The 14,177-nt window shown below is 67.4% G+C and carries 13 protein-coding genes and 1 tRNA gene; 10 read left to right on the top strand and 4 right to left on the bottom strand.

The window, feature by feature from the left end; genetic code table 11:
• Window positions 1-195: 195 nt before the first annotated feature.
• From DYI42_RS13460 to pbpC, 3 genes are read left to right on the top strand one after another with little or no spacing between them, the layout of a single operon-like run.
• Window positions 196-5,664: an alpha-2-macroglobulin family protein gene (locus DYI42_RS13460; protein WP_213546506.1), complete on the top strand. Its 5,469-nt coding sequence runs from the start codon at window positions 196-198 to the stop codon at window positions 5,662-5,664.
• A 12-nt stretch (window positions 5,665-5,676) separates the two neighbouring features.
• A complete protein-coding gene (locus DYI42_RS13455; protein ID WP_213546505.1) occupies window positions 5,677-6,237 on the top strand; it encodes a putative glycolipid-binding domain-containing protein in 561 nt (186 codons plus the stop codon).
• Window positions 6,227-8,284 carry a penicillin-binding protein 1C gene (gene pbpC, locus DYI42_RS13450; RefSeq protein ID WP_440870643.1) on the top strand — a complete coding sequence of 686 codons (2,058 nt, stop codon included), beginning with the start codon at window positions 6,227-6,229 and terminating at the stop codon, window positions 8,282-8,284. Before DYI42_RS13455 ends, pbpC begins: the two co-directional genes overlap by 11 nt.
• On the opposite strand, the gene DYI42_RS13445 is transcribed toward pbpC, so the two are convergent.
• On the bottom strand, window positions 8,215-8,982 hold the full coding sequence (locus tag DYI42_RS13445) for an ArsR/SmtB family transcription factor (protein ID WP_213546504.1): 768 nt from the start codon (window positions 8,980-8,982) through the stop codon (window positions 8,215-8,217). The genes pbpC and DYI42_RS13445 overlap by 70 nt on opposite strands.
• 109 nt (window positions 8,983-9,091) lie before the next feature.
• Between DYI42_RS13445 and DYI42_RS13440 the strand changes: the two genes are divergently transcribed.
• From DYI42_RS13440 to DYI42_RS13425, 4 genes are all read left to right on the top strand, one after another.
• Window positions 9,092-9,406: an NIPSNAP family protein gene (locus DYI42_RS13440; RefSeq protein WP_213546503.1), complete on the top strand. Its 315-nt coding sequence runs from the start codon at window positions 9,092-9,094 to the stop codon at window positions 9,404-9,406.
• A complete protein-coding gene (locus tag DYI42_RS13435) occupies window positions 9,403-9,759 on the top strand; it encodes an antibiotic biosynthesis monooxygenase family protein (RefSeq protein ID WP_213546502.1) in 357 nt (118 codons plus the stop codon). The genes DYI42_RS13440 and DYI42_RS13435 overlap by 4 nt, the downstream gene beginning before the upstream one ends.
• Window positions 9,760-9,814: 55 nt before the next feature.
• Window positions 9,815-10,780, top strand: coding sequence for a DMT family transporter (locus DYI42_RS13430; RefSeq protein ID WP_213546501.1), 966 nt, complete (start codon window positions 9,815-9,817; stop codon window positions 10,778-10,780).
• A 60-nt stretch (window positions 10,781-10,840) separates the two neighbouring features.
• Window positions 10,841-10,917: transfer RNA gene (locus DYI42_RS13425), tRNA-Pro, on the top strand.
• A gap of 44 nt (window positions 10,918-10,961) precedes the next feature.
• On the opposite strand, the gene DYI42_RS13420 is transcribed toward DYI42_RS13425, so the two are convergent.
• Entirely contained in the window at window positions 10,962-11,840 is an 879-nt protein-coding gene (locus DYI42_RS13420; protein WP_342344661.1) for a tyrosine-type recombinase/integrase, read from the bottom strand.
• Entirely contained in the window at window positions 11,795-12,115 is a 321-nt protein-coding gene (locus DYI42_RS24290; protein ID WP_244867911.1) for an excisionase family DNA-binding protein, read from the bottom strand. Before DYI42_RS24290 ends, DYI42_RS13420 begins: the two co-directional genes overlap by 46 nt.
• A gap of 185 nt (window positions 12,116-12,300) precedes the next feature.
• On the opposite strand from DYI42_RS24290, the gene DYI42_RS13415 reads away from it, so the two are divergent.
• A complete protein-coding gene (locus tag DYI42_RS13415) occupies window positions 12,301-12,825 on the top strand; it encodes a hypothetical protein (RefSeq protein WP_213546499.1) in 525 nt (174 codons plus the stop codon).
• 383 nt (window positions 12,826-13,208) lie between these two features.
• Here DYI42_RS13415 and DYI42_RS24500 read toward each other — a convergent pair whose 3' ends face one another.
• Complete coding sequence (locus tag DYI42_RS24500; protein WP_274608818.1) at window positions 13,209-13,331, bottom strand: hypothetical protein; 123 nt, start codon at window positions 13,329-13,331, stop codon at window positions 13,209-13,211.
• Between DYI42_RS24500 and DYI42_RS24675 the strand changes: the two genes are divergently transcribed.
• Entirely contained in the window at window positions 13,296-13,382 is an 87-nt protein-coding gene (locus DYI42_RS24675) for a hypothetical protein (protein ID WP_369334183.1), read from the top strand. The two genes, DYI42_RS24500 and DYI42_RS24675, sit on opposite strands and share 36 nt — an antisense overlap.
• 33 nt (window positions 13,383-13,415) lie before the next feature.
• Window positions 13,416-14,177: hypothetical protein (locus DYI42_RS13405; protein ID WP_213546497.1), on the top strand; the 762-nt coding region annotated here is incomplete at its 3' end.

Here is a 14,177-nt window from a genome sequence, read left to right as displayed (position 1 = left end):
CATGCTCCCGTCCGCCCGGCGGCCCTGGGAATCATGGTTAAGGCACGCCCTGTGAAGGTTCTGCCCCGATACAGTTTAAACTGTCTTAATCAGACAAAGACCGTTCACTTCGCCGCGCCGCTACTGGACTCGGGATGTGGGCGCGTGTCACCATCGACAAGGATTCATCGCATTTCAGATCCGAGGTCATTTCCCATGCGTCGCATACTCGCGCCCCTCCTCTGCCTTCTTGCCATCGCCGCCACCGGCCTGCCTGCAACAGCCCAGCAGGGGCCCGCCGGGCCCGCGCCCATCCCCGAGCGCAGGCTGGTGCCGGAAAAGGACGTGGATTTTTACGGCGCCGATCTGCGCGCGCTCTTCGACACCACCTATGACGCCTGCCGCACCGCCTGCATGGCCGATGCCGCCTGCACCGCCTTCACCTTCAATGCGCGCTCGAACTCGTGCTTCCCCAAGCGCGCGGTGGAGCGCCGCGAGCCTTACCAGGGCGCGCAATCGGCGACCGTCATCACCGAACCCGAGGGCCGCATCACGCAGGCCCGCGCCCGGGCCGAGGCGCTCGACTTCCTGCGCTCCGGCGACCTGACCAACGCGCGCAACTTCGCCGATGGCATGGCCGCGCTGCACTCGCCCGCAGGCTGGTCACTCGACCGGCTGGAGGCAGGCGCGCTGGAGGCGGCGCGCAACGGCAATCTGCGCGAAGCGATGGTTTGGATCGGCCCGGCCATCGTGCTGGCCGACCGCGACGATCAGTGGATCGACTATGCTCGCTATGCCCTCGACGCCCGGGCCGAGAACAACACCAGTTCGCGCAAGCGCCAATATGAGCGCCGGGCTCTGAATGCCGCCATCAACGGCTACCTGCGCGCCGACAGCGCCGCCGACCAATCCGGCGCGCTCACCATTCTGGCTTCCGCGCTGGAGCGTGCCGGGCGCGGGCGCGACATGATCCCCGCCCTGCGCCTCGCGCAATCCACCCTGCCCAGCCCCGCCACCCAGGCCGCGCTGGATGACGCGCTGGGCAAATACGGCTTCCGCGTGACCGACCATCAGGTGGACCCGAACCCCGCCGTGCCGCGCGTCTGCGCCACCTTCTCCGAGCGGCTGGCCGAAAGCGGCACCGATTATGCGCCCTACGTGCAGCTCCACGGCACCTCCTTCACCGCCGAGCCCTCGGGCAACCAGCTGTGCATCGAGGGCCTCACCCACGGCGAGCGCTACCGCGTGGTGCTGCGCGCGGGCCTGCCCTCGGCCTCCGGCGAGAAGATGATCAAGGATGTCGAGCTGTCGTTCTACGTGCGCGACCGCGATCCGCAGGTGCGCTTTCCGGGCCGGGCCTATGTGCTGCCCAAGACGGCGGATGCGGGCATTCCCATCGTCACCGTCAACACCGAGGAGGTGGACCTCACCCTCAACCGCGTGTCCGACCGCAACCTGCTGCGTGTCATCCAGGAAAGCTACTTCGGCCGCCCGCTGAACGAGTGGGAGGAAGACTATTTCGACGGCGACATCGCCGAAACCGTCTGGGAAGGCACCGGCCACATGGAGCGGCGGCTGAATGAGGATGTCACCACACGCCTGCCGATGGCCGAGGCAATCTCTGACCTGCCGCCGGGCGTCTATGCGCTGAAGGCCGCGATCCGGGGGGCCGACCCCTATGAAAACCCTGCGGCCACCCAATGGTTCGTGATCTCCGACATCGGCCTTGCCTCGATGTCGGGCGCGGACGGGCTACACATCTTCACCCGCTCGCTCACCTCCGCCGACCCGATGGAGGGCCTCACCGTGACGCTGCTCTCTCGTTCAAACCGCGAGCTGGGCACCACCACAACCGACGCGCAGGGCTATGCCATGTTCGAGCCCGGCCTGACCCTTGGCCGGGGCGGCGCGGCCCCCGCGATGGTGCTGGTGAAGAACGGCGAGGAAGACATGGGCTTCCTCTCGCTCACCGATCCCTCCTTCGACCTCTCCGACCGCGGCGTCGAGGGCCGCGCGCCTGCGGGCGCGGTGGATGCCTTCATGACGACGGATCGGGGCGCCTATCGCGCGGGTGAGACCATCTACACCACGGCGCTGGTGCGCGACGCCACCGCCACGGCGATTGACGGCCTGCCGCTCACCGCCATCCTCACCCGCCCCGACGGGGTGGAATATGCCCGCCACTTCTCCAACGGCGGGGTGAACGGCGGCCATGTCTTCTCCATGCCCACCTCGGGCGTGGTGCCGCGCGGGGCGTGGAATATCGCGCTCCATGCCGACCCGAAAGCCCCGCCGATTGCGACCAAGACGGTGTTGGTGGAGGATTTCCTGCCCGAGCGCATCGACTTTTCCATCGAGGTGCCCACCGAGGGGCTGACGGAGGGCGAGGCCACGGCAGACGTGGAGGTGCGCTACCTTTTCGGCGCCCCGGGCGCGGGCCTGCCGGTGGAAGGCGAGTTGCGCATCGCGCCGCGCCGCCAGCTTGAGGGCTTCCCGGGTTACCACTTCGGCACCGCGAACAACGGCACAGGTCCAAAGACCTCCTGGCTCAACAGCGCCACCACGGACGACAACGGGATGGCCCAGCTTGAGCTGACCATGCCCGACGAGATGGAGGGCTTCGACGGCCCCATCGAGGCGCGGTTGACCGTGCGCGTCGCCGAGGGCTCGGGTCGCCCGGTGGAGCGCCGCGAGGCGGTGGTCACAGGCCCCGGCAAGCCGATGATCGGCATCAGGCCCGCCGCAGACGGCGTTGTGCCCGAAGGCACCGAAGCCGCCTTCTCCGTCATCGCGCTGGGGGCCGACCTTGCCCCCACCGAGATGCAGGTGAAGTGGACGCTGAACCGCGTGACCCGCCGCTATCAGTGGTATTCGGAATACGGCGCGTGGAACTGGGAGCCGATCACCCGGCGCGAGCGCATCGCCGTGGGCGAGGGCAGCCTGGGCGCGGCGCCGCTGGAGGTGTCCGGCGTGGTGGACTGGGGCAGCTACGAGCTGGTGGTGGAGCGCCTTGACGGTGAATTCACCTCGGCTTCCTACGAGTTCTACGCGGGCTGGTATGCGCCGGTGGATGTGTCGAGCACGCCCGACACGCTGGAGGTGTCGCTGGACGCCGAAAGCTACAAGCCCGGCGACACCGCCACCCTGCGGATCGTGCCGCGCTACTCCGGCAAGGCGCTTGTCACCGTGGTCTCCAACCGGCTGATCGACATGAAGACCGTCGAGGTGGAGGCCGAGGCCGACACGCTGGTGCAGCTTCCGGTCACGGACGACTGGGGCGCAGGCGCCTATGTGACGGCCACGGTGATCCGCCCGATGGACCTGGCCGACAAGCGGGGCCCGGCCCGTGCGCTGGGCCTCAGCCATGCCAGCGTGGACCCGGGAGCCAAGCAACTTGCCGCCAGTTTCGAGGTGCCTGCCGAGATTCGCCCGCGTGGCCCGCTCGATGTGGCGCTGAAGGTGGAGGGTGTGGCCCCGGGCGACACCGCCCACGTGACAATCGCGGCTGTCGACCAGGGCATTCTCAACCTTACAGGCTTCACCCCGCCCGACCCGTCGGGCCACTACTTCGGCCAGCGCCGCCTCGGCATGGGGATGCGTGACATCTATGGCCGCCTCATCGACGGGATGAACGGCGCAATGGGCGAAATCCGCTCGGGCGGCGACGCCAACGCCAATGCGGGGATGCAATCGCCGCCGCCGACCGAAGAGCTGGTGGCCTATTTCTCCGGCCCGCTCGAGGTGGGGGCTGATGGCTACGCCCGCACCAGCTTCGACATGCCGTCGTTCAACGGCACGGTGAAGCTGATGGCGGTGGCATGGTCCGACACGGGGGTGGGGCAGGCCTCGGCCGATGTGCTGGTGCGCGATCCGGTGGTGCTGCAGGCCTCGCTGCCGCGCTTCATGGCGCCGGGCGACGAAGGCCGGATGCTGCTAGAAATCACCCATGCCTCGGGCGAGACGGGCCAGATCGGCCTCGACATCACCGGCAATGGCGTGACCCTGCCTACCGGCGCGGCCTCCACGATGGACCTGGCAGAGGGCCAGACCATCCGCCTGCCGCTCACCGTCGTCGCCGGGCAGCCGGGCCTTGCCAAGGTGGATATCGCCCTGACGACTCCCGCGGGCGAGGTGCTGGACAAGTCGCTGAACCTGCCGATCCAGGTGAATGACCCTGAAATTTCGCGCACCTCCCGCTTCGAGCTGGCCTCGGGGCAGAACTTTGCCTTCACCCGCGATGTCTTTACCGGGCTCCAGCCCGGCACCGGCAAAGCCACGCTGGCGCTGGGGCCGCTGGGCCGGTTCGACGTGCCGGGCCTGCTCGCCTCGCTCGACCGCTACCCCTATGGCTGCACCGAGCAAACGACGTCGCGCGCCATGCCGCTGCTCTACTTCGACGAGGTGGCCCGCGCGATGGGGCTGGAGGAAAACGCCGACACCCGGCAGCGCGTGGAAGGGGCGATCACCCGCATCCTCGCACGGCAGTCGGCCTCCGGCAGCTTTGGCCTGTGGTATGCCGACAACGGCGATTTCTGGCTCGACGCCTATGTGACCGACTTCCTCAGCCGGGCACGTGCGCAGGGCTACGAGGTGCCGGCCATCGCCTTCCGAAACGCGCTGGACAACCTGCGCAACAAGGTCAACTACGCCTCCGACTTCGACGAGGGCGGCGAGGCGATTGCCTATGGCCTGATGGTGCTGGCGCGCGAGGGCGCGGCCTCGATGGGCGATCTGCGCTACTACGCCGACGTGAAAGGGGCCGCCTTCACCACGCCGCTGGGCGCGGCCCAGCTTGGCACTGCCCTGTCGCTCTACGGCGACCCGACGCGCGCAGATGCCATGTTTGCGCGCGCGGCGGCGCAGCTTGCCTCGGAGCCCACCGGACAGGAGGCGAGCTATTGGCGCGACGACTATGGCACCAAGCTGCGCGACGCTGCCGGGGTGCTGGCGCTTGCGGCAGAGGCCGGGAGCAACACCATCAACCGCGAGGCGCTATCGGTGCGGGTGACGGGGGCCAGCGGCTACCGCTCGACGCAGGAGAAGGTCTGGACACTGATGGCCGCCAAGGCGCTGATCGAGTCCGCCCCGCGTGACGGCTTCACCCGCAACGGCCAGCCCGTCTCCGGCCCGCTGGTCGAGGTGCTGGCCGACGAAACGGCAGCGCAGCCGGTGGATATCCGCAACGACAGCGGCGAGACCACCACGCTGACGCTGACCACCTTCGGCGTGCCGACCGAGCCCGAGCCCGCAGGCGGCAACGGCTACTCCATCACCCGCGAGTATTTCACCATGGACGGCATGGGCGTGGACCTTGGCGCCGTGCCCTCGGGCGAGCGCATGGTGGTGGTGCTCACCGTCACACCCTTTGGCCGCCGCGACGCACGGCTGATGGTGGACGATGCGCTGCCCGCGGGCTTCGAGATCGACAACCCCTCGCTGATCCGCTCCGGCGACATCCGCGAACTGTCGTGGCTGAAGACGACCGGCGCCGAGCACTCGGAATTCCGGCAGGAGCGCTTCCTCTCGGCGGTCAACTGGCGCTCGGACAAGCCCTTCAAGCTGGCCTATATCGTGCGCGCCATCTCGCCAGGCAGCTACCACCACCCGGCAGCCTCGGTGGAGGATATGTATCGCCCCGCCTTCCGCGCCCGCACCGATGCGGGCCGGGTGACGGTGGTGGAATAGGGCAGGAGACCGGTGAAGAGTGGCAAACCCCACGCCACCGCCCATTGGCGGCGGCTCGACCGGCCCGGGGAAGACAGCTGCCGCCTTGTCGAGGAGCCGGGCGGCTGGATGCTCTGCGGCCACGCCCGTTACGACCATGGCGGCCAGCGCACCGCGCTGGATTACGTGGTGCGCTGCAACGCCGCCTGGGAGGCGCAAACCGCCGATGTGACAGGCCTTGTCGGCGGCAAGGAGGTGGCCTGGCGCATGGCGCGCGGCCCGGTCGGCTGGTGTCTTGGCGATGGTCCGTCGCAACTGGAAGATTGCGTGGACATCGACCTGGCCTTCACCCCCGCCACCAACCTTCTGCCGCTGCGGCGGCTGGCCTTCGAGGGCACCGAGGAGGTGGCGGCCGCCTGGTTTCGCGAGGAAGATGACGGCAGGCTGGAGCGCCTGCCGCAGCGCTACACCCAGAAGGGCGCGGGCCGGTTCGGCTATGCCTCGCCCAATTTCAAGGCGGAGTTGAAGGTGCACCCCACCGGCTTCGTCACCCACTACCCCGGCCTCTGGGAGGGCACCGTCGATGTGGCGTGAGCGGCTCATGGGCCGACTGGCGGTTGTCACCGCCGTCGCCCTCTTCGCCCTGGCGCTGGGCCGCGACAAGCTCGACGGCTGGATCGAAGCCACCGTTCTGCCGCCGCTGGTGGCGGAAACCTCGCCCGAGGTGCTCGCCCGCGACGGCAGCCTGCTGCGGGCCTACACCGTCTCTGACGGCCGCTGGCGGCTGCACACCACGCTCGCAGAGGTCGATCCGCGCTACGTGGAGATGCTGCTGGCCTATGAAGACAAGCGCTTCCGCAGCCACCCGGGCGTTGATTGGCGGGCGACCCTGCGCGCCGTGGCGCAGGCGGTGTGGAACGGGCGCGTCATCTCCGGCGGTTCGACGCTTTCGATGCAGGTGGCCCGCATCCTTGAAGACGGGCCGACGGGCCAGTGGGAGGGCAAGATCCGGCAGGTGCGCGTGGCGCTGGCGATGGAGCGGCGGCTCGGCAAGGCGGCGATCCTCGAGCTCTACCTCAACCGCGCGCCCTTCGGCGGCAACCTCGAAGGGGTGCGCGCCGCCTCGCTCGCCTACTTCGGCAAGGAGCCGCGCCGCCTGACCCCCGCGGAAGCCGCGCTGCTGGTGGCCCTGCCGCAATCGCCCGAACGGCGCAGGCCAGACCGCGCCAATGACGAGGCAACCGCCGCCCGGGGCCGGGTGCTGGAGCGGATGGTGGGCAAGGCGCTTCTGACCGGGGCAGAGGCGAAGGCGGCCCTGCGCGACCCTGTGCCCGCGCGCCGCCGCGACTTTCCGGCGCTGGCGCCCCACCTCTCTGATCACTTGCTGGCAGAAAACCCAATCGGCACCCGCCACGACACCACCATCGACAAGCGCCTGCAATCCGCGCTGGAGCCGCTGGCCGCGCAGGCCGCGCGCGAGATCGGCGACACCATCTCGGTCGCCATCGTCGTGGCCGACCATCAGACTGGCGAGATCCTCGCCAGCGTCGGTTCGGCGGGCTACCTCGATGACACCCGCGCGGGCTGGATCGACATGACCCGCGCCCTGCGCTCCCCCGGCTCGGCGCTGAAGCCGCTGGTCTATGGCCTGGCCTTCGATCAGGGGCTGGCCCACCCCGAAACCCTGATCGAAGACCGTCCGATGGCCTTCGGCAGCTACGCGCCACAGAATTTCGACAACCGCTACCGGGGCACCATCCGCCTCTCTGAGGCGCTGCGGCAATCGCTGAACATTCCCGTCATCCAGCTCACCGAGGCGCTCACGCCCGAGCGCCTGCTGGCTCATATGCGCCGCGCCGGGATGGAGCCCAAACTGCCGCGCGGGCGGCCCGGACTTGCCGTGGCGCTCGGCGGGCTCGGGGTGACGCTGACAGACCTCACACAGCTTTACGCAGCGATTGCCCGGGGCGGTGAGAGCATTGCCCTCTCCGCCGCCCGCAGCCCGCAGCAGCCGACGCCCAAGCGCGTGCTCTCGCCCGAAGCCGCCTGGCAGGTGACCCACATCCTTGCCCAGCTCCGCCCGCCGCAGCGCGCCTCCCACGGGCCAATGGCCTGGAAAACCGGGACCAGCTATGGCCACCGCGATGCCTGGGCGGTTGGCTATGACGCCCGCCACGTCATCGGCGTGTGGATCGGGCGGGCAGATGGCACCTCGGTGCCCGGGGCCTTCGGGGCGGGCGTGGCCGGGCCGCTGCTGTTTTCCAGCTTCGACCGGCTCAAGGACCGGCGCGAGGCCTTTGCCCCGCCGCCGCCCGGCGTGCTGACCGTCAGCAATGCCCAGCTGCCCCAGCCGCTGCGCCACTTCGCCTCGCGCTCCGCCGCACTCTCCAGCGCCACGCCCGACGCGCCCAAGCTCGCCTACCCGCCCGACGGGGCCGAACTGGAAACCGGTGGCGCGCTGGTGGTGAAGCTGCGTGATGGCCACCCGCCCTTCACCCTGCTGGCCAATGGCGCACCGCTGGCCACCGGACTGCGCGACAGGGAGGCACAGTTTGACTGGACGGCCCCCGGCTACCTGCAGCTCACGGTGATCGACGCCTCGGGCCGCAGCGCACGCGCCTCGATCCGGGTGCTGGACTGACAAAAGCCGCCCACGGAGCACACCGGAAAGGCACGCTCGAAGGCAGCGGCGCCGTCCTTGCTGAAGCTGATGAGGCGTGACCCCTTGGTGTGCGTGGCCCATCCCTCCTGCGTGATGTGGGAGAGAATGGCCGCGCCCAATGCGCCCGCAAGATGTGTGCGCCGCTCGGACCAATCGAGGCAGGCACGGCAGAGCGGGCGGCGCCGGGCCATGAGCGGGGCAAGGCCGATGCCGAGGCGCTCGATGCGGGCCTCTCCCTCCGGGGTGAGAGCAATGGCCTCACGGTTCACGGTGAGCGCGCCAGAAGAGGCAAGACTGTCGAAAATGCGGATACCGGCGAGACCGGCGAGATGATCGTAGCAGATCCGGGCCTCTCGCAGGGCATCGTCACGCGGGCCGGTGCGGCTGCGCAGGTGGCCACGCGCAGCCGCAAGCCCGGCGAGCGCCTCCAGCGCATCGGCCACCTCGGAGCCCGCGAGGGCAAAGTAATGGTGCCGCCCCTGCCTGCGCCGCCAGAGCAGCCCGGCCTCCTCCAGCTTGCCGAGATGGCCCGAGGCGGTGGGCGCGGTGATGCCGGCCTCATCCGCCAGCTCGCCCGCCGTCAGCGCCTTGCCGGAGAGCAGGGCGGTGAGCATGTTGGCACGCGCCGGGTCACCGATGAGCGCGGCAATGCGGGTGATGTCGGGGCCTTCCTTCATGGCGACAGCCTCTGCGCGCCCGGCGGCGTGGTCAAGCGGCGACGCTTCCGTGCGGGCCGAAGCATCGGCGCAGGCGGATCGGCTAGGCAGGGGGCGAAAGGAGCCACCCATGATCACCTGTTTCATCCGATACGAGATCGAACCGACCCAGCGCGCCGACTTCGAACACTACGCCCGCACATGGGGCCAGTGCATCCCGCGCTGCGGTGCGGAGTTCATCGGCTATTTCGCGCCGCATGAAGGCAGCGCCACGCTGGCCTATGGTGTTTACTCCCTGCCCTCCCTCGCGGCCTATGAGGCCTATCGCGCAAGGCTGGCCGAGGACCCGCTGGGCCGGGAGAATTATGCCTTCGCGCAGGAAAAGCGCTTCATCCGGCGGGAGGATCGGGCATTCTTCAAGCTGGCATCAGGGAGGACGACATGATCGCGATCATTTTCGAAGTCGAGCCGGCAGAGGGCCGCCGCGAGGACTATCTCAGCCGCGCAGCAGCGCTGCGGGAAAGCCTTGTTGAACACCCGGGGTTCATCTCGGTGGAGCGGTTCGAAAGCCTGACGACGCCGGGAAAGATGCTGTCGCTCAGCTTCTTCGAGGACGAGGCCGCGGTGGAGGCCTGGCGCAACCGGCCCGGGCACCGGGCGCAGCAGGCCGCCGGGCGCGGCGGTGTCTTTGCCGATTACCGCCTGCGCGTGGCCGAGGTGCTGCGCGACTACGGGATGACGGAGCGCGACGAAGCCCCGGCAGACAGCCGCGCGGCGCATGAGGCCGGTCCCGATTGACGCCGCGCTGCGGCATGGTAGCCTCGGCACAAGCGTTAGCGCCAACACGAGACCCATGCAGACATCAAACAACATCAAGGGCGCCCTCATGGCGCTCCTCGCATTCGGGCTTTACTCGGCCCATGACGTGGTGGTGAAAACGCTCGGCGGCAGCTTCACCACCTTCCAGATCATCTTCTTCTCGGTGCTTCTGAGCTTCCCGCTGGTGATGCTGATGCTGATGCGCGACACCACGCGCGGGACGCTGATTCCCGCCCACCCGTGGTGGACGGCGCTGCGCACCGGCTCAGCCGTCGTCACCGGGCTCTGCATCTTTTACGCCTTCGCCACCCTGCCCATGGCGCAGGTCTACGCGATCATCTTCGCGATGCCGCTCATCATCACCGTACTCTCGGTGCCGATCCTCGGGGAAACCGTGGGGATGCACCGCTGGGGCGCGGTGATCGTGGGGCTGGTGGGCGTGATCGTGGTGCTGCGGCCCGGCCAGTCCGACCTGGAGCTCGGTCACCTCGCGGCGCTGGTCGGGGCCTGCACCGGCTCGTTGGTGTCGATCATCGTGCGCAAGATCGGGCAGGACGAGCGCTCGGCGGTGCTGCTGCTTTACCCGATGATGGCCAACTTCGTGGTGATGGCCTGCGCACTGCCCTTCGTCTACGTGCCGCTGGAGCTGCACGAGCTGGGCCTGCTCGGGCTGATGGCCTCGCTCGCCTTCGCCGGTGGGCTCTGCTCGATCCTGGCCTACAAGTCGGGCGATGCAGCCATCGTCGCGCCGATGCAATACAGCCAGATGCTCTGGGCCGCCTTCTACGGCAGTTTCTTCTTCGGCGAGAGCGTGGACCGGGTGACGTGGATCGGCGCGGGCATCATCATCGCCAGCGGCATCTACATCGTCCTGCGCGAAAGCCTCGGCGGGCGCTCGCTGATGCACCCGGTGCTGCAAAACCGCTCCCGCGCCGAGACCGGCACCACGCCCCGCATCTCGCTGCTGGGGCGGCTGACGCGCAAGGCGTCAGAACAGTAGGCCCGCCGCACTGAAGGGCTTGCAATGCCGCCCGTGGCGCGATACAGCCCGCGCCACGGTCGGAGTGTAGCTCAGCCTGGTAGAGCACTGTCTTCGGGAGGCAGGGGTCGGAGGTTCGAATCCTCTCACTCCGACCAATAAATCAAAGAGCATCGTCGTTTCTGAGACAGTGATCCAAGGTTCACTGAACCTTAGTGGCTCTGAACTCCAGCGCTGAAGCAGCCTTTCGCAGGTGCCCCGGGCTGAACCGGGCATAGACGGACGCGGTAATCTGCACGTCCGAATGCCCAAGATACTGGCTGATCTCGGCCATCGGCACGCCCGCCTCCGCCATGTGCACCGCTGCGGTGTGGCGCAGCACGTGAGGTGTGCAGTCAATCAGGCCGGCGGATCTGACCGCAGCGGCGAAGCCCTTCTTGATGGACCGGATCGGACCTCCCGCCCACTCCACCACGTAGTCAGTCAGCGCGCCGGCGCGGGCCTCTTTCAGCTTCTCGAGAAGAGTGTCGTTGATCGGCACGACCGCCCTGCCCTTCCGATGCCCTTCAGAGGTGCGAAGGTTGATCTGCCGGCGATCGAGATCGCCCCGGTCCCATGTGAGCTCCAAGACGGCCGTGACTCGCGCGGCTGTCGTCAGCATCAGGACAATGGCGAGATGGATATGCGGCGCACTCGGCGCGGCGATGAGCCGCCCAATTTCTTCTCTGGTGAGGTAGCGCTCACGCGGGACGCCCTTGGGCGGCAGCTCCAGGCGCGGCGCGACGTCGATGTGCCCGCTTTTGACAGCCCAGTTCAGGCAGGTTCGGAGGCTGTTCATCTGGCCCCAGATCGTGCCGTCCTTGCGACCAGCACGGCGCCTCTGGGCAACGTAATTCCTACAGTCCTCAATGGTAATCTGCTCAGGTCGCAGGTGGCCGAAGAACGGCAAAATCGACTTACCCCGGTGAAGCATGTTCTGCTCCACCGGGCGACCTGCCTTCTCCGCAGAGTAGCGCTGCCAAAGATCTGCGACAGTCAGGCCGCCTGAGGGCCGTCGCTGCGCGGCCGCGAAGTCGCGCACTTCGGCTTCGGCCGACGCTCTATCGCGTGCCTCAAGACGATGCCGTCGCCGCTTCCCGCCCTCAAACGAGACAACCGCGAGACCTCCGCGGAAACGCTGGATGGTGTATTGTTGCATGCTTCGTGCTCCACCACGGCCTCGGCCGGGATCCTGATCATTTTTCCAAGTCTGAAGGACGGCAGCGCGCCGTTGCGGGTCATCTGCCGGACTGTCTCCGGGCTGCACGACCAGCGCTCGGCCAAGGTCTGGCACGAGTAGGGCTTCTTATCGCTCATGGCGTCCTTCCTTGTTACTGCGCCCCGACATCAGCTGGGCCGCTTCAGTTTCAGTTATAGCGAGGACGAACTCGGGATGCGTTGCTTGTCGCCACTTTCGCTCGCTTCACAATTTACTTGACTGATGCGACCGTGCCATCTATTGTCACATACAAGGTCACAAATGTCAACACCGGAGAATCGACATGGCGAAGTCAGCGACGGAGAGAAAGCGAGAACAGCGCGCACGTGAGGCCGCCGCGCTCGATAGGCTTGGCGATGATGCGCATCCGTATCTCGCCAAGCCTTTCTTCGAGCATGTGCAGCAGGACCCAAACTGGTCGACAATCGAAGCAGAACTCGACCTGCTCGGCATCGACCCGCCGTCTTTCGACGACGACAGTGGGCCGGAAGATTTCTCCAACCCGGGTGCATTCGGATCCGACGAAGATCGCGATGAGCACTTCCGGAACTATCCTGGTTCGGTCGGCCGCGCGGAGGTCCTTGTCGATGGGCTGCTCACAGTAGCCACGGAGCTGGCAGTTTCGATCAATACCTACAAGAAGGCACAGCTCACAGAACGCCTGCATGAGCTCGAGGCCGCCGATTTGAGCGACATGAAGGCGCGCAAAGCGGCCTTCAAGGATGTCACGAAGATCCAGAAGATCCTCGACGAGCTCGAGAAGAAGCAGCGAGTTGATCTGCCCAAGTGGAAGGTGAAAGGCACATGAGAGATCATATCGCCATCGGGCACCACGTTGCGCCGCCCTGACATGCGCCCTTCTCGCGCGCACATGAGATCGCTCCACCGGCATACAAAGCCGGCCGACCCTGGCTACTGGCGCGCGTGAGCCAAGACTAACCACCACCAGCACCTAAACTTCAACGCTCGGCCCATGCCTTTGTGGGGCGGACTGTTGGGCTGCGGTGCTCACTCGGGCCCTGCTTGGCCCTTAGCGTGCGCGCCGACGCCTGGCGCGCCGTGCAGAACCCTACGCCCATACCTCATCCCTTACAGCCTTATGCACACAAGGAGCCCAGGCATGCACATGCCACGTCCCGACCACACCTTCATGGCAGCGACCGTCGCCGACCAGCGCCCTATGGCGATCGGCTATGCTCGTGTCTCCACCGGCCGCCAGCCCGGCACAACGATCAGTTTCTCGCCCTGGACGAACTCCACCAGATGGATCACCGGCGCTTGGGTGCTGCCATCTACATGCTCGGCAACGGTCATGGAAAGGGGCGCATGGGCTTGCACGGCGAGACTAAGGCCGTGATGGAGTGACGCGTCCCCGTCATCAGCTCGGGCGAGGTCTCAGTGCAGGCGCATCTCGCATCGGCGGGAGCATCTCACTTCGCCGGACAGGAGGCGCGTCTGATCGACCTTCCGATTGATGGCCTGGCAACAGGCGCCTTCCGGACGTTCCACGACGAAGCCGACGCAAGGGCCTTCGCAAAGAAACTGCTGGCGGCGGCCAATGGCAGCCACGGCACGGCCGGCACTGCCTTCGTAGAAGCCTTGCTGCGGCGAACGCCCGATCGGGACACGCTGGAGAAGCTGCTTGAAGGGATTGCCTTGAGCTACGCGAAGCACCTCGACATCGTGGACGACCCTGTGATGGCTCGCAGTCTGGACCGCTTTGCATTCACGGCTCTCGCTGGTGAACTCGCGACGAGGTATGACATCACCGGTTGGACGAGAGGTGACGCAACCTCCGCGCTGTTGGAATGCGCACGGCTCTGGCTTGGCGGCGTCGATGGAGGAAGCCGGCGAGAAGCCGAGGTCTCACTTGAGCGGACGAGGCAGCATCTGGCCGCCAATGGAGCGTGTTTCGCACCTCTCGGAGACATGCCGGCTGCCGATGGCTGGGTCGATGATGACTGCTTCTACATCCGTCAGGAGACCTGGAAAAGCATCCACGGTGAGAGCGACGGCGTCTCTGCCGCCAAAGACTGTCCGTCGTCAGGTGATTTGGAACACGAGCGCCTGATCTCGAACGGAGGGTCTGGCTCGTTGTGGTTTCAGTCTATGCCGTTGTCTGGCAGTGCAGCAAGCGCCGCTCCTCGATGGTCCTGGCTT

Origin of the sequence: Vannielia litorea (assembly GCF_018424695.1) — a bacterium.
In the GTDB taxonomy this organism is placed as follows: domain Bacteria; phylum Pseudomonadota; class Alphaproteobacteria; order Rhodobacterales; family Rhodobacteraceae; genus Vannielia; species Vannielia litorea_A.
The sequence above is the reverse complement of the archived record's forward strand: the minus strand, read 5'-3'. Positions and strand labels throughout refer to the sequence as shown.